19 protein-coding genes, 1 pseudogene and 1 riboswitch are annotated in these 26932 nt (G+C 66.7%); of the genes and pseudogenes, 19 read left to right on the top strand and 1 reads right to left on the bottom strand.

The annotated features are described in order from the left end of the window. The first annotated feature begins 176 nt into the window (after nucleotides 1-176). Nucleotides 177-1694: a type VII secretion protein EccB gene (gene eccB, locus MRAB57_RS22995; protein WP_077089388.1), complete on the top strand. Its 1518-nt coding sequence runs from the start codon at nucleotides 177-179 to the stop codon at nucleotides 1692-1694. Then, on the top strand, nucleotides 1691-5851 hold the full coding sequence (eccCa, locus tag MRAB57_RS22990; RefSeq protein ID WP_077089387.1) for a type VII secretion protein EccCa: 4161 nt from the start codon (nucleotides 1691-1693) through the stop codon (nucleotides 5849-5851). Before eccB ends, eccCa begins: the two co-directional genes overlap by 4 nt. 42 nt (nucleotides 5852-5893) lie before the next feature. Here eccCa and MRAB57_RS22985 read toward each other — a convergent pair whose 3' ends face one another. Then, nucleotides 5894-7069 (bottom strand): cytochrome P450, encoded by a 1176-nt coding sequence (locus MRAB57_RS22985; RefSeq protein ID WP_077089386.1) that lies wholly within the window; start codon nucleotides 7067-7069, stop codon nucleotides 5894-5896. Nucleotides 7070-7337: 268 nt separating this feature from the next. Here MRAB57_RS22985 and MRAB57_RS22980 point away from each other — a divergent pair, with 268 nt between their 5' ends. The 17 genes and pseudogenes from MRAB57_RS22980 (at nucleotide 7338) to MRAB57_RS22905 (ending at nucleotide 26853) form a co-directional block, all read left to right on the top strand. Then, nucleotides 7338-7532 (top strand): ferredoxin, encoded by a 195-nt coding sequence (locus tag MRAB57_RS22980; RefSeq protein WP_077089385.1) that lies wholly within the window; start codon nucleotides 7338-7340, stop codon nucleotides 7530-7532. A gap of 502 nt (nucleotides 7533-8034) precedes the next feature. Further along, the gene (locus MRAB57_RS22975; RefSeq protein ID WP_077089384.1) at nucleotides 8035-9255 is read left to right on the top strand and encodes a PPE family protein; all 1221 of its coding nucleotides are present in this window, start codon (nucleotides 8035-8037) and stop codon (nucleotides 9253-9255) included. A gap of 158 nt (nucleotides 9256-9413) precedes the next feature. After that, the gene (locus MRAB57_RS22970) at nucleotides 9414-10622 is read left to right on the top strand and encodes a PPE family protein, SVP subgroup (protein ID WP_077089383.1); all 1209 of its coding nucleotides are present in this window, start codon (nucleotides 9414-9416) and stop codon (nucleotides 10620-10622) included. Nucleotides 10623-11195: 573 nt separating this feature from the next. Beyond that, nucleotides 11196-12434, top strand: a complete 1239-nt coding sequence (locus MRAB57_RS22965; protein WP_077089382.1) for a PPE family protein — start codon at nucleotides 11196-11198, stop codon at nucleotides 12432-12434. Between the two features lie 472 nt (nucleotides 12435-12906). Further along, complete coding sequence (locus MRAB57_RS29680; RefSeq protein ID WP_157900653.1) at nucleotides 12907-13065, top strand: hypothetical protein; 159 nt, start codon at nucleotides 12907-12909, stop codon at nucleotides 13063-13065. Nucleotides 13066-13074: 9 nt separating this feature from the next. Beyond that, a complete protein-coding gene (locus tag MRAB57_RS22960; RefSeq protein WP_077089381.1) occupies nucleotides 13075-14274 on the top strand; it encodes a PPE family protein in 1200 nt (399 codons plus the stop codon). A gap of 476 nt (nucleotides 14275-14750) precedes the next feature. Next, nucleotides 14751-15050 carry a PE family protein gene (locus MRAB57_RS22955; RefSeq protein WP_077089380.1) on the top strand — a complete coding sequence of 100 codons (300 nt, stop codon included), beginning with the start codon at nucleotides 14751-14753 and terminating at the stop codon, nucleotides 15048-15050. Nucleotides 15051-15298: 248 nt separating this feature from the next. After that, nucleotides 15299-15595, top strand: a complete 297-nt coding sequence (locus MRAB57_RS22950) for a WXG100 family type VII secretion target (RefSeq protein ID WP_077089379.1) — start codon at nucleotides 15299-15301, stop codon at nucleotides 15593-15595. Nucleotides 15596-15644: 49 nt separating this feature from the next. Continuing rightward, nucleotides 15645-15929, top strand: a complete 285-nt coding sequence (locus MRAB57_RS22945; RefSeq protein WP_020824001.1) for a WXG100 family type VII secretion target — start codon at nucleotides 15645-15647, stop codon at nucleotides 15927-15929. A gap of 87 nt (nucleotides 15930-16016) precedes the next feature. Continuing rightward, nucleotides 16017-16919: an ESX secretion-associated protein EspG gene (locus MRAB57_RS22940; RefSeq protein ID WP_077090789.1), complete on the top strand. Its 903-nt coding sequence runs from the start codon at nucleotides 16017-16019 to the stop codon at nucleotides 16917-16919. A gap of 278 nt (nucleotides 16920-17197) precedes the next feature. After that, nucleotides 17198-18709, top strand: a complete 1512-nt coding sequence (gene eccD / locus MRAB57_RS22935; protein WP_077089378.1) for a type VII secretion integral membrane protein EccD — start codon at nucleotides 17198-17200, stop codon at nucleotides 18707-18709. Beyond that, nucleotides 18687-20379, top strand: a pseudogene (locus tag MRAB57_RS22930) (type VII secretion-associated serine protease mycosin). The gene eccD and the pseudogene MRAB57_RS22930 overlap by 23 nt, the downstream one beginning before the upstream one ends. Nucleotides 20380-20393: 14 nt before the next feature. Continuing rightward, entirely contained in the window at nucleotides 20394-21575 is a 1182-nt protein-coding gene (eccE, locus tag MRAB57_RS22925) for a type VII secretion protein EccE (protein ID WP_077089377.1), read from the top strand. Next, nucleotides 21572-23404, top strand: a complete 1833-nt coding sequence (eccA, locus tag MRAB57_RS22920; RefSeq protein ID WP_077089376.1) for a type VII secretion AAA-ATPase EccA — start codon at nucleotides 21572-21574, stop codon at nucleotides 23402-23404. Before eccE ends, eccA begins: the two co-directional genes overlap by 4 nt. A 131-nt stretch (nucleotides 23405-23535) precedes the next feature. Continuing rightward, a riboswitch (M-box (ykoK) riboswitch) is annotated at nucleotides 23536-23711 on the top strand. A 347-nt stretch (nucleotides 23712-24058) separates the two neighbouring features. Beyond that, nucleotides 24059-25261: a PPE family protein gene (locus MRAB57_RS22915; RefSeq protein ID WP_077089375.1), complete on the top strand. Its 1203-nt coding sequence runs from the start codon at nucleotides 24059-24061 to the stop codon at nucleotides 25259-25261. Nucleotides 25262-25282: 21 nt separating this feature from the next. Next, a complete protein-coding gene (locus tag MRAB57_RS22910; protein ID WP_077089374.1) occupies nucleotides 25283-26500 on the top strand; it encodes a PPE family protein in 1218 nt (405 codons plus the stop codon). A 17-nt stretch (nucleotides 26501-26517) separates the two neighbouring features. Next, complete coding sequence (locus tag MRAB57_RS22905) at nucleotides 26518-26853, top strand: DUF732 domain-containing protein (RefSeq protein WP_077089373.1); 336 nt, start codon at nucleotides 26518-26520, stop codon at nucleotides 26851-26853. Nucleotides 26854-26932: the final 79 nt, after the last annotated feature.

Below are 26932 nucleotides of genomic sequence, written 5' to 3'. Positions count from 1 at the left end.
CCTGCGTTCGACAGGACGAGAGCGCCCCGCACCGTTACCATTCCTATAGCGATACGCGGGGGTGGCCGTATTCGATGCACCGCATGGCGAGGTCATTGCGGCTGCCTTACGGTTATCGATGTGACTTGCGCGCTGGGCTGTATCCAGGCGTTTTAACAGACCGGATGGTGGATTAAGTGGCGGAAGAAAGTCGCGGGCAGCGCGGTACGGGGTACGGCCTCGGGCTGTCTACGCGCACGCAGGTGACCGGTTATCAGTTCCTGGCCCGGCGAACGTCGATGGCGCTGACCCGGTGGCGAGTCCGCATGGAGGTCGAGCCCGGCCGCCGTCAGACGCTGGCCATCGTGGCGTCGGTCTCCGCCGCGGTCGTGATCTGCCTGGGCGCGCTGCTGTACTCGTTCATCAGCCCGTCGGGTCAAATCAACGAATCGCCGATCATCGCCGACCGCGACTCCGGAGCGCTCTACGTCCGCGTCGGCGACAAGCTGTACCCCGCCCTGAATTTGGCGTCCGCGCGGCTGATCACCGGGCGCCCGGACAACCCGCACCTGGTTCGGTCGGCCCAGATCGCCAGCCTGCCCCGCGGGCCGATGGTGGGGATCCCCGGTGCGCCGTCGAACTTCAAGTCCGCGACGCCGGCCGCGTCCTCGTGGCTGGTGTGCGACTCCGTCGGCTCGACCGGGACCGGGACGCCGTCCGGGGTGACGGTGACGGTCATCGATGGCACCCCGGATCTCGGTGGCCACCGGCGGGTGCTGAACGGATCGGACGCCGTGGTGCTGAGCTACTCCGGCGACACCTGGGTCATCCGGCAGGGCCGCCGCTCGCGTATCGACGCCGCGAACCGCTCGGTGCTGTTGCCACTCGGCTTGACGCCGGAACAGGTCAGCCTGGCCAAGCCGATGAGCCGCGCGCTGTTCGACTCGCTGCCGGTCGGACCGGAACTGACCGTGCCCGAAGCGCCGAACTCGGGCGCCCCGGCGACGTTCCCAGGTGCGCCGGGACCGATCGGCACGATCATCGTCACGCCGCAAATCAGTGGGCCACAACAGTATTCGCTGGTGTTGGCGGATGGCGTGCAGACGCTGCCGCCCCTGGTCGCCCAGATCATGCAGAACGCCGGCGGCCCCAACAACACCAGGCCGGTCACCGTGGAACCGTCGGCGCTCGCGAAGATGCCGGTGGTCAACAAGCTCGACCTCTCGTCGTACCCGGACAACCCGTTGAACGTCATGGACATGCGGGACAACCCGGCGACCTGCTGGTGGTGGCAGAAGACCGCCGGTGAGAGCCGGGCCCGCGTCGAAATCATCTCCGGCCCAACGATTCCCGTCGCGCAGAACAACATGGGCAAGGTGGTGTCGCTGGTCAAGGCCGACACCACCGGCCGGATGGCCGACCAGGTTTACTTCGGGCCCGACTTCGCCAATTTCGTGGCCGTGACCGGCAACGATCCCGGCGCCAAAACAACCGAATCACTATGGTGGCTAACGGATGCGGGTGCGCGCTTCGGCGTGGACGACACCCGCGAGGTGCGCGAGGCCCTGGGCCTGCAAACACAAGCCAGCCTGGCGCCGTGGGTGGCGCTACGCCTGCTCCCGCAAGGCCCGACGCTGTCGCGCGCGGACGCGCTGGTGGAGCACGACACCCTCCCGATGGATATGTCCCCTGCAGAGTTGGTGGTACCGAAGTGAAACGTGGATTTGCCCGGCCGACAGCGGAGAAGCCGCCGGTCATCAAGCCGGAAAATATCGTCCTCCCAACGCCACTGAGCATTCCGCCACCAGAGGGCAAGCCCTGGTGGATGGTCGTCGTCGGCGTCCTGGTGGTCGGCCTGCTGATCGGCATGGTCGCGATGACCTTCGCCAGCGGTTCGCACGTCTTCGGCGGCGCCGGCTCGATTTTCCCGATCTTCATGATCGGTGGTGTCGCGATGATGATGTTCGGCGGCCGGTTCGGCGGCCAGCAGCAGATGAGCCGCCCCAAACTCGACTCGATGCGCGCCCAGTTCATGCTGATGCTCGACATGCTGCGCGACACCGCGCACGAGTCGGCCGACAGCATGGACGCCAACTACCGGTGGTTCCACCCGGCGCCCGACACGCTGTCCGCCGCGGTGGGTTCGCCGCGGATGTGGGAACGCAAGCCCGACGGCAAGGACCTCAACTTCGGCATCGTCCGGGTCGGCGTCGGCATGACGCGTCCCGAGGTGACCTGGGGCGAGCCGCAGAACATGCCGACCGATATCGAGCTGGAGCCCGTTACCGGTAAGGCGCTTCAGGAATTCGGTCGCTACCAGAGCGTCGTCTACAACCTGCCCAAGATGATTTCGCTGCTCGTCGAGCCCTGGTATGCGCTGATCGGCGAGCGCGAGCAGGCGCTGTCGCTGATGCGGGCGATCATCACCCAGCTGGCCTTCTCCCACGGCCCCGACCACGTGCAGATGGTCGTGGTCAGTTCGGACCTGGACGAGTGGGAATGGGTGAAGTGGATTCCGCACTTCGGCGACCCCCGGCGCTACGACGCGGCGGGCAACGCCCGCATGGTGTACAGCTCGGTGCGCGAATTCGCCGCGGAGCAATCCGAATTGTTCGCCGGCCGTGGATCATTCACGCCCCGGCACGCCAGCTCGTCGGCACAGACCCCGACGCCGCACCACGTCATCATCGTCGACGTGGTCGATCCCCAATGGGAGTACGTGATCAGCTCCGAGGGCGTCGACGGTGTGACGTTCTTCGACCTGACCGGCTCGCGGATGTGGACATCCGTTCCGGAGCGGACGCTGCGCTTCGACAACAAGGGCGTGATCGAGGCGCTGCCCCGCGACCGCGACACCTGGATGGTGATCGACGACAAGCCGTGGTTCTTCGCGCTCACCGACCACGTGAGCCGCCTCGAGGCCGAGGAGTTCGGGCAGAAGCTGGCACGCTGGCGGCTCGCCGAGGCCTACGAGGAGATCGGCCAGCGGGTGACCCACATCGGCGCCCGAGACATCTTGTCCTACTACGGCGTTGACGATCCCTCGCGCATCGACTTCCACTCGTTGTGGGGCAGCCGTACGGACTCCATGGGCCGGTCGCGGCTGCGGGTACCGTTCGGCAACCGCTCCGACAACGGCGAGCTGCTGTTCTTGGACATGAAATCGCTCGACGAAGGCGGCGACGGGCCGCACGGCGTCATGTCGGGTACCACCGGTTCGGGTAAGTCGACGCTGGTGCGAACCGTGATCGAGTCGCTGATGCTGGGCCACCCGCCCGAGGAGTTGCAGTTCGTCCTGGCCGACCTCAAGGGTGGGTCTGCCGTCAAGCCGTTCGCCGGTGTGCCGCACGTATCGCGGATCATCACCGACCTCGAAGAGGACCAGGCGCTCATGGAGCGCTTCCTGGACGCGCTGTGGGGCGAGATCGCCCGCCGTAAAGCGGTGTGCGACAACGCCGGTGTGGACGACGCCAAGGAATACAACTCGGTGCGTACCAGGATGCGCGCCCGCGGCCAGGACATGCCGCCGCTGCCGATGCTCGTGGTCGTCATCGACGAGTTCTACGAGTGGTTCCGCATCATGCCCACGGCGGTCGACGTCCTCGACTCGATCGGTCGCCAGGGCCGTGCGTACTGGATCCACCTGATGATGGCCTCGCAGACGATCGAGAGCCGCGCCGAAAAGCTCATGGAGAACATGGGTTATCGCCTGGTACTCAAGGCGCGCACCGCCGGCGCCGCGCAGGCGGCCGGGGTGCCCAACGCGGTGAACCTGCCCGCTCAGGCCGGTCTGGGTTACTTCCGTAAGAGCCTCGAGGACATCATTCGCTTCCAGGCGGAGTTCCTGTGGCGGGACTACTACCGCGGTATCACCATCGACGGCGAAGAGGCGCCGGTGTTGGTGCACAGCATTGATTACATTCGGCCCCAGCTGTTTACGAACTCGTTCACCCCGCTCGAGGTCACCGTCGGGGGACCGGACGTAGGACCCGAATCGCTGCTCGGCAACGGCGAGTCACTCGAGGCCGAGCCGGAGGAAGAGGAGGACGAGGCGGTCAGGACGCCGAAGGTCGGCACGGTGATCATCGATCAGCTGCGCAAGATCGATTTCGAGCCGTACCGGTTGTGGCAACCGCCGCTAACCGTCCCAGTCGCCATCGACGAGTTGGTCGACCGGTTCCTGGGCCACCCGTGGCAGGAGGACTACGGCCACGCCAGGGACCTGGTGTTCCCGCTCGGGATCATCGACCGCCCGTTCAAGCACGACCAGCCGCCGTGGACGGTGGACACCACGGGACCCGGTGCCAACGTGCTGATCCTGGGCGCCGGTGGCTCGGGCAAGACGACGGCGCTGCAGACGCTGATCTGTTCGGCCGCGTTGACCCACACGCCCGAGCAGGTGCAGTTCTACTGCATCGCCTACAGCGGAACGGCGCTGACCACGATCGCGCGCCTGCCGCATGTGGGTGAAGTCGCCGGCCCGACAGACCCGTACGGCGTGCGACGCACGGTCGCCGAATTGCTGGCGCTGGTGCGCGACCGCAAGCGGACGTTCCTCGAATACGGGATCGCGTCGATGGAGGTGTTCCGGCGCCGCAAGTTCGAGGGTGAGGCCGGCCCGGTGCCCAACGACGGGTTCGGCGACGTCTACCTGGTGATCGACAACTACCGGGCGCTGGCCGAGGAAAACGAGGTATTGATCGAGCAGGTGAACCTGATCATCAACCAGGGTCCCTCGTTCGGTGTGCACGTGATCGTCACCGCGGACCGCGAATCGGAACTGCGTCCGCCGGTGCGTAGCGGCTTCGGCTCGCGCATCGAGCTGCGGCTGGCGGCGGTCGAAGACGCCAAGCTGGTCCGCTCGCGGTTCGCCAAGGAGGTTCCGGTCAAGCCCGGCCGCGGCATGGTCGCGGTCAACTACGTCCGCCTCGACAGCGACCCACAGGCGGGCCTGCACACGCTGGTGGGCCGCCCGGCACTGGCCAGCACGCCCGCCAAGATCTTCGAGTCCGATACGGTGGTCGCCGCGGTCAGCCGCCTCACCAGCGGCCAGGCGCCGCCGGTGCGCCGTCTGCCGGCGAAGTTCGGGGTGGAGCAGGTCCGCGAGCTGGCCTCCCGCGACACCCGCCAGGGTGTTGGTGCCGGCGGAATCGCTTGGGCCATCTCCGAATTGGACCTGGCGCCGGTCTACCTGAACTTCGCCGAGAACGCGCACCTGATGGTGACCGGTCGACGCGAATGCGGGAAGACGACGACCGTGGCCACCATCATGGCCGAGATCGGGCGGCTGTACGCGCCGGGATCGAGCACCGCGCCGACGCCACCCGAGGGGCAGCCCTCGGCACAGGTCTGGCTGGTCGACCCGCGCCGTCAGCTGCTGACCACGCTGGGCACCGAGTATGTGGAGAAGTTCGCCTACAACCTCGACGGTGTGCAGGCTCTGGTGGGCGAGCTCGCAGCGGTCCTGGCCGGCCGCCAACCGCCGCCCGGCCTGTCCGCGGAGGAGTTGCTGTCGCGGTCGTGGTGGAGCGGTCCGGAGATCTTCCTGATCGTCGACGACATCCAGCAGCTGCCGCCTGGCTTCGATTCGCCGCTGCACCAGGTTGCGCCGTGGGTGACCCGGGCCGCCGACGTCGGCCTGCACGTCGTCGTCACCCGATCGTTCGGTGGCTGGTCCTCGGCGGGCAGCGACCCGATCCTGCGGGCGCTGGCTCAGGCGAACTCGCCGCTGCTGGTGATGGACGCCGATCCCGACGAGGGCTTCATCCGCGGCAAGATGAAGGGTGGCCCGCTGCCTCGTGGTCGAGGCCTGCTGATGGCCGAGGACACCGGCGTGTTCGTCCAGGTGGCCGCGACCGAATTGCGTAAGTAGGGCCGATACCGCTGGGCCGGGGCTGGCGCGGATTACCCGCGATCAGCCCCAGCTCAGCGGTAAGTGGGTGAGCGCGAAGGTCTTTGACGGGAACCGAATCTCGGGGGCGTAGTCGGCCGGCAGTTCGAAGTCGGGAATCTGCTTGAGCCATTCGCCGACGATCACGGTCAATTCGATCCGGGCCAGGTGCGAACCCAGGCAGCGATGCGGACCGCCGCCGAATCCCCAGTGCCGGTGCACCTTTCCGTCCAGCACCAGTTCGTCGGTGGACACCGAGTCGGTGCCATCGCGGTTGATCGCTGCCGTGCACAGTCGCACCGGCGTGCCGGGCGGCAATGTCATACCACCGATCTCGACGAACTCGGTGGTCACCCGGGGCGCCACCGGGGCCGACGGCTCCAACCGGACGATCTCTTCGATGAAAACCCTTGCCTGTCTGGGGTTGTCGCGCAGCGCCACGCGCAGGTCCGGCCTGCGGGCCAGTTCGTAGAGCGAGAACCCGATCGCCGCGGTCACGGTGTCCAAGCCGGCCAGGATCAACAGATGGCTCATGCCCAGCAGCTCGAGGTCGGTGAAGTCACCCTTGCCGGTCATCACCTTCGACAACATGTCGGAACCCGGGCTTTGCCGACGCTGCCGGATGGCGTCGGCCAGGTAATCCAGCAGCAGGCGTCCCTTGTCGAGGTCCTCCTGGCTCAGCTCCGGCTTGTCCGCGATCAGGGCGTCCTTCCAGCCGATCAGGAGGTCGCGGTCCTCTAGCGGCAAGCCGTAGAGGTCGAGGAACACCTGAAAGGGGTACAGGCTCGCGAAGTCCGCCATTGCCTCGCACTCGCCGCGTCCGGCCAGTTCGGCGATCATCTCGGCGGCGTGGCGCTCGAGCACCGGCCGCGACTTACTCAGCGCGTGCGGGCTGAAATACGGCTGCAGGATCTTGCGGTAGCGGGTGTGCTCCGGGGGATCGAACGCGAGCGGCACCACCGGCAGGGGGTAACCGGGGGGTTGCAGGGCCAAGCGCGACGAGAAGACGTTGGGGCTACGCAGCGCCTCGAGCACATCCTCGCGGCGGGTTATGTAGTAGAAGCCATTCATGAAGACGACGGGTCCGGCGTCGCGCAGGACCTTCCATCCGACGCCGCGATCGGCGGTCATCGGCAGGGAGTAGTAGTCGAGGCGGGGAAGGTGGAATGCGCCTGGCTGGCCTTCACCAAAACTGCTCATGCCCGCTGTCTTTCGCTTGTCTGTCAGTCTGTTTCGCTTCGGAGTCTCCAACGCAGCCAGGCCGCCGTGCTTGAAACGTCGCCGCCACCGAATTTGAGGTGGCACATCAATATCCCATGTTCTTCGCCGGGGCTGCCATTCGGATGGCGGGGCACCCGACGCTCAACTGACGACGGCGATCGCCGCCCGGTCTTCTAGAATTCGGCTAGCTACCGGTTCGTCAAGTCCGACTGGCGGGCTTCGCGAAGCCGCCGGGGGAGGAAACCTCGTGAGGGTTCGCCTAGAAAAATCGAAGTGCGTGGGCCACGCCCAGTGCTACGCCGTCGATCCAGATCTGTTCCCCATCGACGAGTCGGGCTATTCGGTTCTGGAAGATCGCAACGTTGCGCCGGGGGACGAGGAAGTCACTCGCGACGGTGTGGCCTCCTGCCCGGAGATGGCGCTCCTATTAGAAGACGACTGATCTAAATCTGATTTAGAGTCGGCCGGCCCACCCGGAAAGCGAACTCCCGGTGAACAATTGGCTGCCATAGGTGAACGCAGCCTGACCGGGAATGAACAGTGGTTGGACTCTCGTGAATAGATGGCTTCGGCTGTCGGCGTGGTCCTTTCGACCCACTAATCTCATTCGCGAGCGGCAGTTCAGGCCCCAAAGTGAGCTGTCGCTCGGTTGCTGACACTGGGGGTTGACGAGGCGGAGAGGGCGTGACGTTGCTTACCGGACACCGGCGAATGTTGGTGGCTGACCGCCTAACCCGGCAACACAACGGAGTGCGTCGCTCGGCGCCGACTGGCCGGCTGGCGAAGTTTGCTGGCCGGCTGCCCCGAGTCATCTCCCACGAGTCAGCGGACCACAGCTAGCGATCGGTTAAGAGGCCTTGCCTACGGCGTCGTAGCAAGACCACACAGTTCTTAGATGACGGCCGGCGATCTTACCGCGGACACGGCTAACAGAGGAGGACGCGGTGTTGAACTTCGCGGCGCTACCGCCCGAAATCAATTCCGGTCTTATGTATTCCGGGCCGGGGTCGGGGCCCATGATGGCTGCCGCCGCGGCATGGGACGCCGTCGCGGCCGAGTTGGGTGTGGCCTCCAGCGGCTACCATTCCACGGTCACGGAACTGACCGGAGCACCCTGGCTGGGGCCCGCGTCGCGGACGATGCTCGCGGCGATCGCGCCCCACATGTCGTGGCTGAGCGGGGTAGCTGATCAGGCCGAGCAGACCGCCATGATGGCGCGCGCCGCAGCGGCCGCCTACGAGACCGCGTTCGGGATGACCGTGCCGCCACCCGTAATCGCGGCGAACCGGGTGCGGCTGATGACATTGATCGCGACGAACTTCTTCGGGCAGAACACGCCGGCGATCGCGGCCACCGAAGCCGAGTACATGGAGATGTGGGCCCAGGATGCGGCCACCATGTACACCTACGCCGCCTCCTCGGCCGCCGCCACCCAGGTGCCCCAGTGGCTGCCGACGAAGAAGGCCACCAGCGACAACGGCCCGGAGGATCAGGCCGACGCGGTCGCCAACGCCGCCAAGACGCCCGCGGGCAACGTCGCGAAGACGCTCACGCAGTCGACGATGAGCACCCAGAACCTCACCGCACCCCAAGTGCTGTCGACCAATGCGACGACCACGTCGAATGCGACCGCGGCGACCGACCCGCCGTGGTGGGCGAGCTGGTTGACCCTCCCGACGCCAACCAACCCGATGGGGTTGAACCCGAGCACGTTCAACACAATCAGGCAGGGCCTGCAGGCCTACTTCGCCGTCGGTCTGGGCGCTTTCGGTTGGCAGATGGGCCAGCAGCTGACGTTCGGTCTGGGTTCCACCGCCGGTGGTAGTGGTGCTTGGTTCCCCACGCCGCAGTTCGCCGGCCTGTTCCTCGGGGCCAGCCATGCCGGCGGGGCGGCCGCGGCATCGGCCCACCTTGCCTCCGCGACCAAGATCGGCGCGCTGTCGGTGCCGTCGACCTGGGCCACCACCCCGGTCGACGCGCTGGTGGACGAACCGGTGACCAAGGCCATCACGGTGAACTACGCCGCCGCGGCCGAGGGAGCGCCCACCAACGGCGTCCTGCAGGGCATGCCGATGACCGGCGGGGCACGACGCGGTGCCGCCGGCTTCACCCACAAGTACGGCTTCAAGCAAAGCGTCCTCACCCGCCCACCGTCGGCCGGGTGATCTCCAAAGTGACCACCAAATGAACAGCAAACGTCCAGCAGCTAGCGCCACCACTAACGGACCCCGAAGGCCCTGTGCCCGAAGGTTATTGAGGAGGAAATTAAATGTCGTACTCACTGACGGAAACGGCCCGCGCGGCCGTGACGGGTTAAGGGGTCATTGTGGCTAGCTACGCGGGATACCCGCCAGAGGTTATTTCGGCCCTCATCTACTCGGGGCCGGGCTCGATCTCGTACACGACGGCAGCCTCCTCGTGGAACGCACTCTCCGCCGAGCTGCAGTCGTATGCGCTGAGCCTGGAGAACGTGATCACCGAGCTGTCGAGCGAGGAGTGGTACGGACCGTCCTCGGCGCAGATGGCGACATCGTTCGCCCCCTACATCGAGTGGGCCAACACCACCGCCACTCAGCTCGAGCAGATGGCCGTTCAGATGAACGATGGCGCGGCCGCCTACGAGCAGGTGTTCGGCTCGGTGGTGCCCCCACCGCTGATCGCCACCAACCGGGTGCAGTTGGCCAAGGCGCTCGCGACCAACGTGTTCGGTCAGAACAACGGGGTGATCTCGCAACTCGAGTCCCAGTACAACGAGTTCTGGGCTCAGAACGTCAGCGCGATGAACACCTACCAGGTGCAGTCGAACCTCGCGACGAAGAACATCGCGCCGGTCAAGAACGCGCCGGAGGTTGCGACCGACACGGGCCAGCAGACGCAGAGCGCCAGCAATGCCGCGAACATTGGCAACGGCACCGCGCAGAAGACGTTGAGTTCCACCACCAACGCCACCACGAATGCGACGACGAACGCGACGACGAACGCCACCAACGCGACGAGCCAGAACGCTTTCCAGGAGTTGTGGTTCCTGCTCACTGGTCAGACGATCCTGCCGTCGAGCTTCGCGACGTTCGTCAACGGCCTGAGCCCCTTCGCCGGTATCGCCTACAACACCGAGGGTCTGCCGTACTTCTCCGTCGGTATGGGTAACTCCGGTGTTCAGATCGCCAAGTCGATGGGGTTGATCACCAACGGTGCCGCCAGCGCCGCGGCCGCGGCCCCGAAGGGCTTGTCGGGTCTGGGCGGAATGCTCGGCGGCGGCGCCGCGCCGTCGATCGCCGCCGGTCTGGGCAACGCCGCCTCGGTCGGGAAGCTCGCGGTGCCCGCGGCCTGGAGTGGCGCGATGCCCGCAGTGGCACACGCGGCTCCGATCGCGGTCAACACGATCAGCGCCGCCCCGGAGGCGGCCGGGGGAGCCGGGAACCTGCTCGGTGGCATGCCGCTGGCCGGCATGGGCACCGGCGGGGCGACCGGAGCCGGCCCCCGGTACGGCTTCCGTCCGACGGTCATGGCCCGCCCGCCGTTCGCCGGATAACCACTTACGCAACAAGCCCGGCTCGCGCCGGTGGCGGTACACACCGCCATCCGCGAGCCGGGCTTGTTGCATCTCGGTGAAAAGTGCTGAGGCACTGAGGCATTCACCGTAGGTCCGCCCCGCTCGCAGGGATGTGGCTCGGGCTTGCGCGCCGCGCCTTGGCCGCATGGCGGTTCGTCACCGGGCGGAAACGGCGGCGCTGTGTCGCGCGTCATCCCGGCGCCGCCGCCGCGACTTTAGCCGCGGTCGGATTTTTATCCGGCGCCGAGGCGCCCAGCCCCGCCGAGGCGCCCGGCGGTGACCGCGATCGGCGATGGTCGGTGGGCCGATGAGGCGACGGTTGCCGCAGGTGGTGGCGGTGCAGGCGTGACGCCGGGGGTGCCTGGCACCGGTGTGGCACTGGTGCGGAGTAGACCCCCGCGGAGCCGCCGGTGCGCGCCGGCCGGCTCATCGCACGACGACGGCGGCGCGACGGTCGCCTTAGCCTCGCAAGCGAGCAGTTCCGTGAAGGTTCGTCGAGAAGACAACTTGCGAGGAAACCACATGTCGTTCGAGTCGGGGGCCTTCTAGACCATGGACTTCGGGGCCCTACCGCCAGAGATCAACTCGGGCCGGATCTATGCCGGTCCGGGTTCGGGTCCGATCCTGGCCGCCGGCGAAGCCTGGGACGGTGTGGCCTCGGAGTTGAACACGGCGGCGGCCGGCTACGCCTCGGTGGTCAGTGAGCTGACCGGTGCGCCATGGGTGGGCCCGGCTGCGACGTCGATGCTGTCGGCGGTCACGCCGTACGTGGTGTGGTTGAACGCGGTGGGCGGCCAGGCCGAAGAGACCGCGATCCAGGCCAGGGCGGCCGCGGCCGCTTTCGAGACGGCGTTCGCGATGTCGGTGCCGCCGCCGGTGATCGCCGCCAACCGCGTGCTGTTGGCGAACCTGATCGCCACCAACTTCTTTGGGCAGAACACACCGGCGATCGCGGTCACCGAAGCGCAGTATGCCGAGATGTGGGCCCAGGACGCCGTCGCGATGTACACCTACGCCGCCTCGTCGGCCACGGCCTCGGTGTTGCCCCCGATCGAACAGCCGCCGAACACCACCACGCCGGACGCCGAGAACGATCAGGCCCTGGCGGTGAGCAAAGCCGTCGCGGAACCGGCCGGCAATTCCGCCAAGACCGCCTCGAACGCCGCCGTGCAGCTGACGACATCGCCCACGGTGACGACGCAGGCGACGCAGGCCGCCGCGACCACCACCACGCCCGGGCCGCTCGACTGGCTGTGGAACAGCATCGAAGATTTCTTCAAATACGGCCTGCCCACGCCCACCAACAACTGGACCGGCGGGCTCACGGCGCAGAACTTCTACACTCCGCTGTTCAAGAGCCTCACCGGTCTCCCGTATTTCGGGGTCGGTATGGGCTCCTTCGGCTACTCCATCCAGCAGCAGACGACGTTCGGTCTGGGTACCACCGCCGGTGCGGCCGGTGCCTGGTTTCCCACCCCGCAGTTCGCCGGCCTGTTCCTGGGCGCCAGCCACGGCGGTGGGGCGGCGGCGGCCTCCGCGCACCTGGCCTCCGCGGTCAAGGTCGGCGGCCTGTCGGTGCCATCCAGTTGGGGCATCAATCCTGCTGAGGCACTTGAGAATTCGGCCATCAAGGCCACGACCGTCAACTACCTTGCGAGCGAAGCTGCGCCCAGTAACGGCATCCTGCAAGGCATGCCGATGACCGGCGGGGCGCGCCGCGGTGCCGCCGGCTTCACCCACAAATACGGCTTCAGGCAAAGCGTGCTGACGCGCCCGCCCTCCGCGGGCTGACATCGCCACTCCCGGCACCGGTATTTCGTTGCAGAAGTGCATATTTCGTGCTGCCCGCATGCTTTTCGCATGCGGGCAGCGTCGTTTTCACGCAAACCACGTCGATGTGCCGACGACATCACCGCCGTGCTTTTTATCCGCGGCAGGATTTTATCCTCGGGCCGGCGTCCACGGGCTCGCCGCCGCGGATGTCAGAGCGCACGGGACGACCCGTCGCGGCGCCATATTTCGGACGTATCAGCACGTCAAAGGGGGTTGCGGGGAAACCTGCGGGAGCCGCGCCCGTACGCTGCCTGCACTCTTGTGCACAACAACCGTGGCGGGTGGCCGGCGGTTTGACAATTCCGGCCTCAGCGGATTGGCGCGCTATCCAACTAATCTCACTGACGAGCTACCGGCCACTTCAGGTGGTCTCAGCTAACCGCAAGCCAATTGAAGTTCATCGAGCCGGACGACACCGAGGGGCGAAGACATGTCGGTTGTGACGACGCAGCCAAAAGTGTTGGCGCCAAAGCACTTCGGTGGCCAGGCTCGGGCTGCGGGAGTTCGCGAGATGTTCGTCAACACCCCGAGCATGAGCTCGGGTCCATACGCGCTGACGGAAGCGGCCTACGTGGCCGCGACGGGCTAAGGGGTCACTGTGTCTGATTTATCAGGGTTGCCGCCAGAGGTTACTTCGGCACTCATCTATTCCGGTCCTGGTGCGACGTCGTACACGACGGCGGCCTCATCCTGGAATGCCGTCTCTGCCGAGCTGCAGTCGTATGCGCTGGGCGTGGAGAACGTGATCACCGACCTGTCCGACCAGGAATGGTGGGGGCCGTCCTCGACGCAGGTCGCCTCGGCGTTCGGACCCTACATCCAGTGGGCCAAGGACACCGCTACCCAGGCCGAGCAGAACGGCATCCAGGCCAGCGAGGCCGCGGCCGCCTACGAGCAGGTGTTCGGCTCGGTAGTGCCCCCGCCGCTGATCGCCACCAACCGGGTGCAGCTGCTCAACGCCGTCAGCACCAACGTGCTGGGACAGAACAACGGGGTGATCTCGCAGCTCGAGTCGCAGTACAACGACTTCTGGGCACAGAACACCAGCGCGTTGAACAACTATCAGACCCAGTCGAACAACGCGACTTCGCAGCTGAAGGCGGTTAAAAACGCACCGGAGGTCGCCACCGACACCGGTCAGCAAAGCCAGGCCGTCAGCAACGCGTCGACGCTGAGCTCGGGCACCGCGCAGAAGACGGTGAATGCCACCACCCAAGCGACGACCCAAGCGACGACCAACGCGACCGCCGCGGCGACGTCCACCAACCCGTTGCAAGAGGCGTGGTTCCTGCTCACCGGGCAGACGATCTTCCCGTCGAACCTGGCGACCTTCGTCAACGGCCTGAGCCCGTTTTCGGGCTTCGCCTACAACGTCGAGGGCCTGCCGTACTTCTCCGTCGGTATGGGTAACAGCGGCGTGCAGATCGCCAAATCCACCGGTCAGCTTGGCGGGGCCGTGGCCGGTGCCGCGGCCGCGGCGCCCAAGGGCCTGTCGGGCCTGGGCGGGATGCTCGGCGGTGGCGCCGCGCCCTCAGTGGCGGCGGGTCTGGGCAACGCCGCCTCGATCGGCAAGCTCGCGGTCCCCGCGGCCTGGAACGGCGCCCTGCCAGGGGCCGTCGCCCACGCCGCCCCGATTGCGGTCAACACCGTCAGCGCGGTCCCCGAGGCGAGCGGCGGTGCCGGAAACCTGCTCGGCGGCATGCCGCTGGCCGGGATGGGCACCGGCGGAGCCACCGGCGCCGGCCCCCGCTACGGCTTCCGCCCGACGGTCATGGCCCGACCACCCTTCGCCGGATAACGACCCAAGAACACCAGCGTGGGAACGACGATGGCAGGCGGGCGGCGTGCGAAATAATTGCTGCTCCCCGGGTGCCATGAGCCGGGTTAGAATCGTATTCATGCGTGCTGAACTGCACGGAGTTGGCCATGAGGCTGTCGCACAGACCGCCGTGGCCGACTCGACGAACGTTGCTGTGCACCCTCGGGGGGTCAGCGTCGGTCAGAACCATGCCGACCGCAAACACGCCCGCCCGGGAAAACGCCCGTCAGGAGGCTTGCCGGGCGCCGTGCGTGGCAACGCCATCTCCGGCGTGATTTCGCTGGTGAGGGCCCCAAAAGGGCCCCAACGCTGTTACTGTGTCGTTACTAAAGATGAATTCGCCGTACCGTTCCGTGAACAATTGAGGACGGGCGGCTCAGGAAACACCCTTCATGCAGCACGGTCATCTACGCTCTCAGCCAGAGAGTGGGGGAACAATCTAGGAGGAGAAGAGTATGTCGTTCGTGAACACCCAGCCGGAGGCGATCCTGGCGGCAGCCGGAACCTTGAACGGGATCGGCTCGGCTTTGAACGCTCAGAATGCGGCTGCAGTGGCACCGACGACCGGTGTGGTGCCGGCGGCGGCCGACGAGGTGTCGGCGCTGACCGCCGCTCAGTTCGTTGCGCACGCGCATCTCTACCACGCCGTCAGTGCCCAGGCAGCGGCGATTCACGAGCTTTTCGTGAACACCCTGCAGACCAGCTCGGGTTCGTACGCCGCGACCGAAGCGGCCAACGCGATCGCTACCGCTTAACCAGTTTCAACGACTTAAGGCTCGCGACGATCCCCACCGGAGTGGGCGTCACGGGAACCTCCTTGCAGTCGGTTGAACCTGACAACTCAAACGGCGCCGTTCGAGTTGGCTGTAGCTCCCGACAAGAAGGGGGATCCATCTCTAAGCACTTGGTCCGGCGGTTACGGAAGTACTCGTAGCCGGTCCGGTCACCATCGTCAATCACCACCAAATTTGAGAACGACTACAGATAGAGGGAGAAAGGCAACATGGCAACACGTTTTATGACCGACCCGCACGCGATGCGGTCGATGGCAGGTCGCTTCGAAATGCACGCGCAGACGGTGTCGGACGAGGCCCGCAAGATGTGGTCATCGTCGATGAACATCGCCGGTGCCGGCTGGAGCGGCCAGGCCCAGTCGACGTCTTACGACACCATGGGTCAGATGAACCAGGCGTTCAACAACATCGTCAACATGCTCCACAGCGTTCGCGACGGTCTGATCCGCGACGCCAACAACTACGAGACGCAAGAGCAGGCCTCGCAGCAGGCCCTCAGCCACTAGTCGCAACCGCCTCGGCTGCGTAACCTTCAGACCTTAGGAGAACATCGCTATGAGCATTAACTACCAGTTCGGAGATGTGGACGCCCACGGCGCCCTCATCCGCGCACAGGCTGCCTCGCTGGAGGCCGAGCACCAGGCCATCGTTCGTGATGTGCTTGCTGCCGGTGACTTCTGGGGCGGCGCCGGTTCGGTGGCTTGCCAGGAGTTCATCACCCAGTTGGGTCGCAACTTCCAGGTGATCTACGAGCAGGCCAACTCGCACGGCCAGAAGGTGCAGAGTGCCGGCAACAACATGGCGAGCACGGACAGTGCCGTCGGGTCCAGCTGGGCCTAACGCTCCAACCTCAGGCGCGGCAGCACACCTTCTGTCGGTGTGCTGCCGCGTCCTGCGGTTTCCGTGCACGATGACTTTGAGGTACTGATGGATCAACAGACCACACGCACCGACATCACCGTCAACGTCGACGGGTTCTGGATGCTCCAGGCGCTACTGGACATCCGGCACGTCGCTCCGGAATTGCGGTGCCGGCCCTATGTATCCACGGACTCGAGCGACTGGTTGAACGACCACCCCGGCATGGCGGTGATGCGTGAGAACGGGATCGTCATCGGCGATCAGGTCCACGAGGATGTCGCTGCTCGGATGCGGGTGCTCGCGGCGCCCGACCTCGAGGTGGTCGCCCTGCTGTCGCGGGGCAAGCTTCTTTACGGCGTTGTCGATGACGAGAACGCGCCCCCGGGATCCCGCGATATCCCGGAGAACGAGTTCCGGGTGGTCCTCGCCCGGCGCGGCCAGCACTGGGTGTCGGCGGTGCGGGTCGGCAGTGACATCACCGTCGACGACGTCGCGGTCGCCGACAGCGCCTCAATCGCCTCGCTGGTGCTGGACGGCATGGAATCGATTCATCACGCCGAGCCGGCCGCCATCAACGCGGTGAACGTGCCGCTCGAGGAAATGCTGGATGCGACGAAGTCATGGCAGGAGTCGGGCTTCAACGTGTTCTCCGGCGGAGATCTGCGGCGCATGGGCATCAGCGCTGCCACCGTGGCGGCGCTCGGTCAGGCGCTTTCGGACCCGGCGGCTGAGGTTGCGGTGTACGCGCGGCAGTACCAGGACGACGCCAAGGGCCCCAGCGCCTCGGTGCTGTCGCTGAAGGACGGCTCCGGCGGTCGCATCGCGCTTTATCAGCAGGCGCGGACGGCGGGTTCGGGGGAGGCCTGGCTGGCGATCTGTCCGGCGACCCCGCAGCTGGTGCAGGTGGGCGTCAAGACGGTGCTGGACACCCTGCCGTACGGCGAATGGAAGACCCACAGCAGGGTCTAGCCCGAGCGCGAAACATAAGCGAAACACAAACGCTAACAAGGTTTTTCATCAGAACATGCGGTGCACAAGCGAACACGTCATACTTCTTTAGAATCAGCAGCGAATTCAAAGCAAGTGTCACCAGAACCTACTAATCGCGAGGCGAGGCAGATGGAATCCACAAACGTCGAGCTGCACCTCACCTGCCCCTTTGGCGCCACGGTGAGTGGATCGACAGAATCCTCGGGGCGGCTGGCGGCACTGGGTTACACGTTCACCACGACAGGGGGTGCAGGGCGATGACTGCGGTAGCTGACGCGTTACAGGCTGACGTAGAGGGAATCTCACAGCCTCGGGCAGTTGTAGTCGGCATCATGGCCGGCGAGGGCGTGCAGATCGGTGTCCTGCTGGACGCCAATGCCCCGGTCTCGGTGATGACCGACCCGCTGCTGAAGGTGGTCAACAGCCGCCTGCGGGAGCTCGGCGAGACGCCGCTGGAGGCGGGTGGACGTGGCCGCTGGGCGCTGTGCCTGGTCGACGGGACGCCGCTGCGCGCCACCCAGTCGCTGACCGAACAGGACGTCTACGACGGGGACCGGCTGTGGATTCGGTTCGTCGTCGACACCGAGAGGCGCTCGCAGGTCGTCGAGCACATCTCCACCGCGGTCTCGCAGAGCCTGAGCAAGCGGTTCGCCGCGATCGACCCGGCCACCGCGCTGCAGGTCGGCGCCGCGATGGTGGCCAGCGGCGTGACCGTCGCATCGGCCCTGCTGCTGTGGTACCGCTGGCACCACAACTCGTGGCTGACGACGATCTTCGGCTTGGTCATCGGCGCGGTGGCGCTGGGCGTTTCCATGATGCTGCTGGTGCGCGCCCAGACGAACGAGGACCGGCGGGTCGGCGACATGATGCTGCTCAGCAGCCTGGCGCCGCTGGCCGTCGGCGCTGCCGCGGCACCTCCGGGCGGCGTGGGGTCACCCCATGCCGTGCTGGGCTTCGCGGTGCTCACCATCACCGCGATGCTGGCCCTGCGTTTCACGGGCCGCCGGCTCGGGACGTACACCGCGATCGTCACCGTTGGCGCGATCACGGCGGTGGCGGCCCTGGCGCGCATGGTCGCGATGACCGGCGCGGTGACGCTGCTGACCTGCGTCGTGCTGGTCTCCGTGATGGGTTACCAGTGCGCACCCGCGATCTCCCGCCGGCTTTCCGGCATTCGGCTGCCGGTGTTCCCGTCGGCGACCAGCCGCTGGGTGTTTGAGGCCCGGCCGGATCTGCCCACCACCGTGACCCGTACCGGGGGCGGCCCGCCGGTCCTGGAGGGACCGGCCTCGGTCCGCGACGTGCTGCTGCAGGCCGAACGCGCCCGCTCATTCCTGACCGGTCTGCTCACCGGGCTGGGTGTGCTGATGGTGGTCTCGCTGGCCGGACTGTCCGACCCACACACCGGGCAGCGGTGGCTGCCGCTGCTGCTGGCCGCGTTCAGCGCCGGCTTCCTGATGCTGCGCGGCCGTTCCTACGTCGACCGTTGGCAGGCCATCACCCTGGCTGGGACGTCGGTCCTGATCGTCGGCGCCGTGGTGCTGCGCTACGCGCTGGTGCTGCAGTCGCCGCTGTCGGTGTCGATCAGCGTGGCGATCCTGGTGCTGCTGCCCGCGGCGGGCCTGACGGCCGCGGCGGTCGTGCCCAACACCGTCTACAGCCCGCTGTTCCGCAAGTTCGTGGAATGGATTGAATACCTCTGCCTGATGCCAATCTTCCCGCTGGCATTGTGGTTGATGAATGTTTATGCGGCGATTCGGTACCGGTAATGGCAAGGCGTGGCGGGGTCGTGCGTCTCGCGCGACCGTCGCTGCGCTGTTGCTTACCACTGGCTCGCTAGCCGGCCTGCCTCCCGCGTCGGCGATCGTACCGCCGACGATTGACCCGGGCGCGATACCGCCGGACACGCCGCCGGGACCGCCGGCCCCGATGAAGCAGAACTCGTACTGCACCGAGGTCGGCGTGCTGCCGGGCACCAACTTCAAGCTGCAGCCGAAGTACATGGACATGCTGAACCTGCAGGAGGCGTGGCAGTTCGGCCGCGGCGCCGGGCAGAAGGTCGCGGTGATCGACACGGGTGTGTCGCCGCACCCGCGGTTCCAGCACCTGATCCCCGGCGGGGACTACGTCATGGGCGGCGACGGGCTGTCCGATTGCGACGCGCACGGCACCATCGTGGCGTCGATGATCGGCGCCGCATCGGCCGGTGGGGCAGCGGCGCCGCCGGTGGCCGCACCGCGCAAGCCGGTGACCATTCCCACCACCGAGCCGCCGCCGAAAGCGCCGCCGCCGCAGACCGTGACGTTGTCGCCATTGCCGCAGACCGTGACGATGGTCCCGCCTACTGAGACACCGCCGCCGGGGCCTTTCGCGCCCACTGGCGCCGACACCCACGCCGGCGCCGCCGCCCCCACCTCCGCCGCCGCCGGCACCCCCGGCGCAGCCCGGACAGGCGGCCGACGCCTTTAGCGGCATCGCGCCCGACGTCGACATCATCTCCATCCGGCAGTCCAGCCAGGCCTTCGGCCTAAAGGACGCCTATACCGGCGACGAGGACCCGCAGTCCGCGGCGAAGATCACCAGCATCGACACGATGGCGAAGGCGATCGTGCATGCCGCCAACATGGGGGCCACCGTCATCAACATCTCGGATGTGACGTGCATGAGTGCGCGCAACATCATCGAGCAACGGTCGCTGGGCGCCGCGGTGCGGTATGCGGCGGTCGACAAGAACGTCGTGATCGTGGCCGCCGCCGGCGACAGCAGCAAGCGGGATTGCAAGCAGAACCCGACCTCAAACCCATTGCACCCCAACGATCCTCGCAATTGGGGCGCGGTCAACACGGTGGTGACGCCGTCGTGGTTCAGTGACTACGTGCTGACCGTCGGCGCCGTCGACGCCGATGGCCACCCGCTGAGCCAGGGCGGTCAGGGGCAGGCGTCCACCAGCATCGCGGGACCGTGGGTCGGGATCGCCGCGCCGGGCAACGACGTCATCGGGCTCTCGCCGCGCGACGACGGCCTGATCAATGCGATCGACGGGCCGGACAACTCGTTGCTGGTGCCGACGGGAACCAGCTTCTCGGCCGCGATCGTGTCCGGGGTGGCCGCGCTGGTGCGCGCCAAGTACCCGCGCCTGACGTCCACCCAGATCGTCAATCGGTTGACCCGTACTGCCAGGGCGCCGGCCCGGGGCGTGGACAACCAGGTCGGCTTCGGGGTCGTCGACCCGGTGGCGGCACTTACCTGGGACGTTCCCGACGGGCCGCCGAAGCCCCCGTCGCAGTTGTCCATACCCCTGAACATTCCGAAGGCCGCCCCGCCCCGCGATATGGTGCCGGTGTGGGTGGCCGCCGGGGGGTTGACCGGGGCGCTACTGATAGGCGGCGCAGTATTCGGTGTCTCGATACTGATGAAGCGCCGTAGCAAGCAGCAATAGGGCGGAGCAGCAAAATGAAGGCTCAGCGCAGGTTTGGATTGGCGTTGTCGTGGTCGCGGCTGACCGTGGTGTTTCTGGTTGACATCGCGATCCTGGTGATCGCCAGTCACTGCCCCGACTCGTGGCAGGGCGAGCACCGCATCGCCTGGTGGGTCGGTGTCGGCCTCGCCGCGATCATCACGCTCTTGTCGCTGATCACGCATCACGGCCTCACGCTGACCTCCGGGCTGGCGGGGTGGCTGTGGGACTGGTCCGCCGATCCCCGCACCACGCTGGCCGCCGGCTGCACACCCGCGATCGACTACCAGCGCCGGTTCGGTCGCGACAAGGTCGGCGTCCGCGAGTACGAAGGTCGCCTGGTGACGCTCATCGCGGTGGACGGCGGCGAGCACCGTCCCCGCACTGCGGAGTCGCCCAGCCTGCTGGTGCAGTCGGTCGCGGCCGGGCTGCGGCAATTCGACGTCCATCTGGATGGCATCGACATCGTCTCGGTGCAGGTCCGCCGCGGCGGTAACTCCGCCGAGCTGTCCAAGCTCGACAAGCTGGGTCCCGAGGAGTGGGGACTGGTCAGCGAGCAGCCCGCGTCGTATGTCCGGCGCACATGGCTGGTGCTCCGGATGAACCCGCAGCTCAACGTGGCGGCGGTGGCGGCCCGCGATTCGCTGGCTTCGACTTTGGTGGCGGCCACCGAGCGGCTGGCCCAGGACCTCGACGGCCAGGGTTGCGCGGCACGCACGCTGACCGCCGACGAGATCGCCGAGGTTGACAGCGCCGTGCTGGCCGATCTGGAGCCGACCTGGAGCCGCCCCGGCTGGCGCTACCTCAAGCACTTCAACGGCTTCGCGACCAGCTTCTGGTTGACGCCGTCGGACATCACCACCGAGGTGGTCGACGACCTGTGGGTGGCGGAAACCGACGCGACCGTGCTGACCATCCGGCTCACCAACCACGACGGCCGACCCGAGGTCGCCGGCTGGGTGCGCTACCACAGCGACAGCCGCAAGCCCAAGGGGATTTCGGGTGGCCTCAACCGCCTCACCGGCCGGCAGCTGGCCGCGGTCCGGGCCAGCCTGCCCGCCCCGGCGACTCGTGCCGTGCTGACCGTCCCGACCCGCGAACTGTTCGCTGACGATTATTTGGTGCTGCAGGTAAGCCAGGTGCGAGAAGACACTGAACACCTGCCCGCCGCGCAATGAGTCGCCCGCAAGCCAGCGCCGAGGACGCCCGCAACGCACTGCTCGCCGGTCTGCTGGCGTCGGGAATCTCCGTCAACGGGTTACAACCGAGCCATAACCAGCAGGTGGCATCGAAGATGTTCACCACGGCGACGGCCCTCGACCCCGACATGTGCGACGCCTGGCTGGCCCGCGTGCTGGCCGGCGACCAGAGCATCGACGTGCTGTCCAGGGCCTGGGCGACGGTGCGGACATTCGGGTGGGAGATCCGCCGGCTCGGCCTGTCCGACCTGGAATTCCGTCCCGAGGTCTCCGACGGGATGTTCCTGAAACTATCGGTCACCAGCATGGAGTCGCTGGCCTGCAGCTACGCCTCCGTGCTGGCCGAGCAGAAGCGCTACGCGGAGGCCGCCGAACTGCTCGACAACGTCGAACCGCGCCACCCGTTCGACGAGGAACTGATCGACTACGTCCGCGGCATCCTGTACTTCCGCACCGGCCGGTGGCCGGACGTGCTGACGCAGTTCCCCGAGGGAAAGATCTGGCGCAACCCCGCGCTGAAAGCCGCGGGGGCGGCGATGGCCACGACCGCGCTGGCGTCGCTGGGTGTCTTCGAGGAGGCCATCCGGCGCGGGGCGGACGCAATCGAGGCGGACCGGGTACCCGGCGCGGCCAATATCGCCTTGTACACCCAGGGCATGTGTCAGCGCCACCTCGGCCGCGAGGACGAGGCCGTCGAGCTGCTGCGCCGGGTGTATTCGCGGGATCCGAAATTCACCCCGGCCCGAGAAGCCCTGGACAACATCAACTTTCGGCTGATCCTGACCGATCCCGAAACCATCGAGGCCCGCACCGACCCGTGGGACACCGAGAGCGCTCCGACCCGCGAGCAGACCGAGGCGGCGCGCCACGCCGAAGAGGCCGCGAAGTACATGGCCGAAGGCGACGCCGAACTGAACGCGATGCTCGGCATGGAGCGGGCCAAACGCGAAATCACGCTCATCAAGTCGACGACCAAGGTCAACTTGGCGCGCGCCAAGATGGGCCTGCCGGTGCCGGTCACCTCGCGGCACACCCTGCTGCTCGGGCCACCCGGAACCGGCAAGACGTCGGTCGCACGCGCCTTCACCAAGCAGCTCTGCGGGCTGACCGTGCTGCGTAAGCCGTTGGTGGTCGAGACGAGTCGCACCAAGCTGGTGGGCCGCTACATGGCCGATGCCGAGAAGAACACCGAGGAGATGCTCGAGGACGCGCTGGGCGGCGCGGTCTTCTTCGACGAGATGCACACCTTGCACGAGACCGGCTACCAGCAGGGCGACCCGTACGGCAACGCGATCATCAACACCCTGCTGCTGTACATGGAGAACCACCGCGACGAGCTGGTGGTGTTCGGCGCCGGATACGCCAAGGCGATGGACAAGATGCTCGAGGTGAATCAGGGCCTGCGGCGGCGCTTTTCGACCGTCATCGAGTTCTTCAGCTACATGCCCGAAGAGCTCGTCGCGCTCACCAAGGTGATGGGCCAGGAAAACCAGGACATCATCAGCGACGAGTCGGCCGAGGCGTTGTTGCCGTACTACACCAACTTCTACCTCGACGAGACCATCTCCGAAGACGGGGACCTGATCCGCGGCATCGACACGCTCGGCAACGCCGGGTTCGTCCGCAACGTCGTGGAGAAGGCGCGCGACCACCGCAGCTTCCGCCTGGACGACGACGACCTGGACGCGGTGCTGGCCAGCGATGTCACCGAGTTCACCGAGCGTCAGCTGCTCCGCTTCACCGAGCTGACGCGCGACGACCTGGTCGAGGGCCTGGGCGCGGCGGTGGCCGAGAAGAAAAAGGATTGACGCGGTCCAACCAGCCCCGCTAGCAGCGACGTCGTACGCGGGCATGGCTTCGGCGTGGCGACGCAATGAATTGTTGCAAACGCCTCGCAGCTAACTTGACTCACTCTGCCTCGAGTGCCAACATGGCTTCTGCAGCACCTCGTTAGGTGAGGCTTCCATACGGATACAGGCCACTGACCTCAAACGTCGAAAGACGCCCAGGGTCAGGACAGCTCTTCCCGGCTTAAGGGTTGAGCCCAAGTGGCTTCTGGCTTGGGTCAGCCGGATACGCAGTGTGGTGCCGAAGCTCTGACGAGAGAGGTGCCGGATCCGGCGGTTCAGCCGGTCATCCTCCACCTCTTCGTGCAGACTAAAGGCATCTCGGTGTGCCCAGGCGTTGAGGAGGTGAGAACGAAATTAATCCCGGTGATAAACCCTATTCTCGATCGATGACGTTTCGTTCGAGCCGCCAGCGGCATCGCTCCCGCCTATCGGCTTGCACCGAGCCCATTACTTAGTGCGCAATCGGTGTCTGTCCTAGCTCGGGGTCGCGCCTCCTACACGCCCGTTTCCATGAGGAGAACTCCGATGACCTTCACCACCGCACCGCCGCAATCGTTGGCCGCCCAGAATGCAGCTGTCGCTGCCGTGACCCGTTAGCTTCCAGGGGGATCCATGCTGGATTACTTTGCGGCGCTGCCGCCCGAAGTCAACTCGGCCAGAATGTACACCGGCCCCGGATCGGGGCCGCTGCTGGCCGCCGCCGCGGCCTGGAACACGCTGGCCGCCGAAATGCGTACCGCCGCAACCGGTTACCACTCGGTGGTAACCCAGCTGCTCAGCAGTGGGTGGTACGGCCCCTCGTCCACGTCGATGCTGGCCGCCGCGACACCGTACCTGACCTGGCTGAGCAACGCGGCGGCCCAGGCCGAGCAGACCGGCACCCAGGCCAACGCGGCCGCGACCGCCTTCGAGGCCGCGTACGCCATGACGGTGCCGCCGCCCGTCGTCACCGCCAACCGCACGCTGCTGGCGAACCTGGTGGCCACCAACATCTTCGGGCAGAACACGCCGGCGATCGCGACCACCGAGGCCGAGTACGTGGAGATGTGGGCCCAGGACGCGGCGGCGATGAACGGCTATGCCACCTCGTCCAGCACCGCGTCACAGATGACGCCGTTCCAGTCGCCGAACAAGAACACGACGGACGACGCGGTGGACAACCAAACCCAGGCGGTCAACCAGGCGCTCAAGTCGTCGACGGGAAACACCCAGTCGGTGATGCAAACCTTCTCGGCGAATGACGTTACGCCACAAGTTAATGCGCCCGCTGCCCCCACGTCGGGATCGCTTTACGACTACCTGACGCAATTCTTCGGCAACACCAACAACACGGCCGCGGGCCAATTCTTGTCCAGCAACTTCTTCAGTAACTCGATCCTGAACGGCACCATCGCCGGCGGCCCGTTCAACCCGCAAACGATCATCGGAACGATTCAGGGCGTCATGGCCGCGCAGCACGCCACCATCCTGGGCGGGCTGGGGGACTTCACCACCGACGCCGACGGCGCGATCGCTGCCGCCCTATCGAGCGACACGGTTCCCGCCGCCGCAACCGGCGGGGTGGGCCAGGCGCATCTGGTGGGTTCGATGTCGGTGCCGCAGAGCTGGGCGGGCGCCGCCAACATAAGCCAGGCGCCATCGGCAGTGCAGGCCACCGGCGTCACCGGCCTCACCGACACCGGCGCAGCCCCGTCGGCCGGCGGCCCGGGAGGCGTCGCGGGGCCGCTGGGAGGCACGGGCAGGCGGCTACGCCGCGCCATTCCCAAGTACGGGTTCCGCCCCGTCGTCATGCCACGTCCGCCGGCCGCCGGTTAAGAGACCCCAGGAGAAGATGTCATGTCACTTTTTGCGGGACTGCCGCCGGAAATCAACTCGGCCAGAATGTATTTCGGCCCCGGCTCAGGGTCGATGCTGGCCGCCGCGGCCGCATGGAATGCGATTTCTGCCGAAATGCGCTCCGCGGCAACCAATTACGAGTCAGTGATCACGGCGCTCACCAGCGAGGGCTGGTTCGGGCCGTCCTCGGCGAGGATGGCGGCGTCCGTGGCGCCGTATCTCGAGTGGCTGAACACCACGGCCACCCAGGCCGAGCAGGCCGGCACCTCGGCGTCGGCCGCCGCGGCCGCCTACGAGGCCGCGTTTGCCGCGACGGTGCCCCCCGCCGTCGTCACGGCCAACCGCACCCTGCTGGCCAACCTGGTCGCGAGCAACCTCTTTGGCCAAAACACGGGGGCGATCGCCAACACCGAGGCTCAGTACGGCGAGATGTGGGCGCAAGACACGTCCGCGATGACGAACTACAACGCATCTTCGACCGCCGCCACCCGGCAGATGACGCTGTTCCAAGATCCGCAGTCCGACACCACCACTGACGGAACGGACCAGCAGGCTAACTCTGTCCTCAACGCCAACAACATCGTCTCGAACGCCGTCAACGCGCCGGCCGCCGGTGCTGGCGACAGCATCTTTACGCCCGGCTCGGGATCGGACACCACCGGACTTTCCGGGCTGCTGAACACGCTGAGTAACTCGAACCCGAATCTGCTTGGAGCGTTCCTCAACAACAACGCCGTCTCGGGCCTGTCCAACGGTTTCACCACCAACGGAATCCTGAACCCGACTACGTTCGTCGACACGCAGGTGGCGTCCAACTCCATCAACGCGTTGAACACCGTCGACTCGAGCACATCGGGACTGGGAGTTCTGGCCGCCGGCCTCGGTGGTACCGCGAACCTGGCGTCGGTCACCGCGCCGGGCGCGGCAGCGGCGGCCGGCGTGGGGCAGGCGAGCCTGGTGGGGGCCCTGTCGGTCCCACCGGCCTGGGGTGCCACCGGAGCAGCGATCACCCCCGTTGCGGCAACGACTCAGGTCGGCCTAGGGGCGTACCACAGCTTCGGCTCCGCCACCCCGATGGTGATGGAAGAGGCTGGATCAGGGATGGGCATGCCCGGCGTGCCCCTCGCCGGCATACCCGGCGGGCACGAGGACGAGTTCGCGGACCCGATCTACGGATTCCGTCCGCGCGTCATCGGGCGCCCGCCCGCGGCGGGTTAGGAACGGCAGCACTCGATATGAAAACCCTTGCCGTTCTAGCTAGCGCCGTCGCTTTGGTCGGGATGGCGATACCAGCGCACGCGGACGAAGCTGACGGCGCCTTCCTGGCCGCGCTCAACAAGGCGGGTATCAGCTATAAGAGCCCGGACCGCGCGATTGCGGCGGGCCAAAAGGTGTGCGACTTGGCCAATTCCGGGACCTCACAGCTCGACATCATCAGGGATGTCCACGAGTTCAACCCGGCGTTCTCCGCATCGGCCGCCGCGAAGTTCGTCCAGGCGGCCGCCAGCGTCTACTGCCCGAACATATTGTCGGTCGACAGCGGTGGCGCGAACCCGAACACCGCCAGCTAGCCGTCACCGCGCCGGCTGTGCGGCTGGCGCCCTTTTGCCGGCGATGAGAATTCGGCGAGGTTGCCGAAACACCAACCCC

This window comes from Mycobacterium rhizamassiliense, assembly GCF_900157375.1.
GTDB classification, from domain to species: Bacteria; Actinomycetota; Actinomycetes; order Mycobacteriales; family Mycobacteriaceae; genus Mycobacterium; species Mycobacterium rhizamassiliense.
The sequence above is the reverse complement of the archived record's forward strand: the minus strand, read 5'-3'. Positions and strand labels throughout refer to the sequence as shown.

Bases quoted from the DNA above. Each gene is read 5' to 3' on its own strand.
- MRAB57_RS22985 (WP_077089386.1), bottom strand. From the start codon at position 7,069: ATGAGCAGTTTTGGTGAAGGCCAGCCAGGCGCATTCCACCTTCCCCGC.
- MRAB57_RS22965 (WP_077089382.1), top strand. From the start codon at position 11,196: ATGGACTTCGGGGCCCTACCGCCAGAGATCAACTCGGGCCGGATCTAT.
- MRAB57_RS29680 (WP_157900653.1), top strand. From the start codon at position 12,907: ATGTCGGTTGTGACGACGCAGCCAAAAGTGTTGGCGCCAAAGCACTTC.
- MRAB57_RS22955 (WP_077089380.1), top strand. From the start codon at position 14,751: ATGTCGTTCGTGAACACCCAGCCGGAGGCGATCCTGGCGGCAGCCGGA.
- MRAB57_RS22950 (WP_077089379.1), top strand. From the start codon at position 15,299: ATGGCAACACGTTTTATGACCGACCCGCACGCGATGCGGTCGATGGCA.
- MRAB57_RS22945 (WP_020824001.1), top strand. From the start codon at position 15,645: ATGAGCATTAACTACCAGTTCGGAGATGTGGACGCCCACGGCGCCCTC.
- MRAB57_RS22940 (WP_077090789.1), top strand. From the start codon at position 16,017: ATGGATCAACAGACCACACGCACCGACATCACCGTCAACGTCGACGGG.
- eccD (WP_077089378.1), top strand. From the start codon at position 17,198: ATGACTGCGGTAGCTGACGCGTTACAGGCTGACGTAGAGGGAATCTCA.
- eccE (WP_077089377.1), top strand. From the start codon at position 20,394: ATGAAGGCTCAGCGCAGGTTTGGATTGGCGTTGTCGTGGTCGCGGCTG.
- eccA (WP_077089376.1), top strand. From the start codon at position 21,572: ATGAGTCGCCCGCAAGCCAGCGCCGAGGACGCCCGCAACGCACTGCTC.
- MRAB57_RS22915 (WP_077089375.1), top strand. From the start codon at position 24,059: ATGCTGGATTACTTTGCGGCGCTGCCGCCCGAAGTCAACTCGGCCAGA.
- MRAB57_RS22910 (WP_077089374.1), top strand. From the start codon at position 25,283: ATGTCACTTTTTGCGGGACTGCCGCCGGAAATCAACTCGGCCAGAATG.
- MRAB57_RS22905 (WP_077089373.1), top strand. From the start codon at position 26,518: ATGAAAACCCTTGCCGTTCTAGCTAGCGCCGTCGCTTTGGTCGGGATG.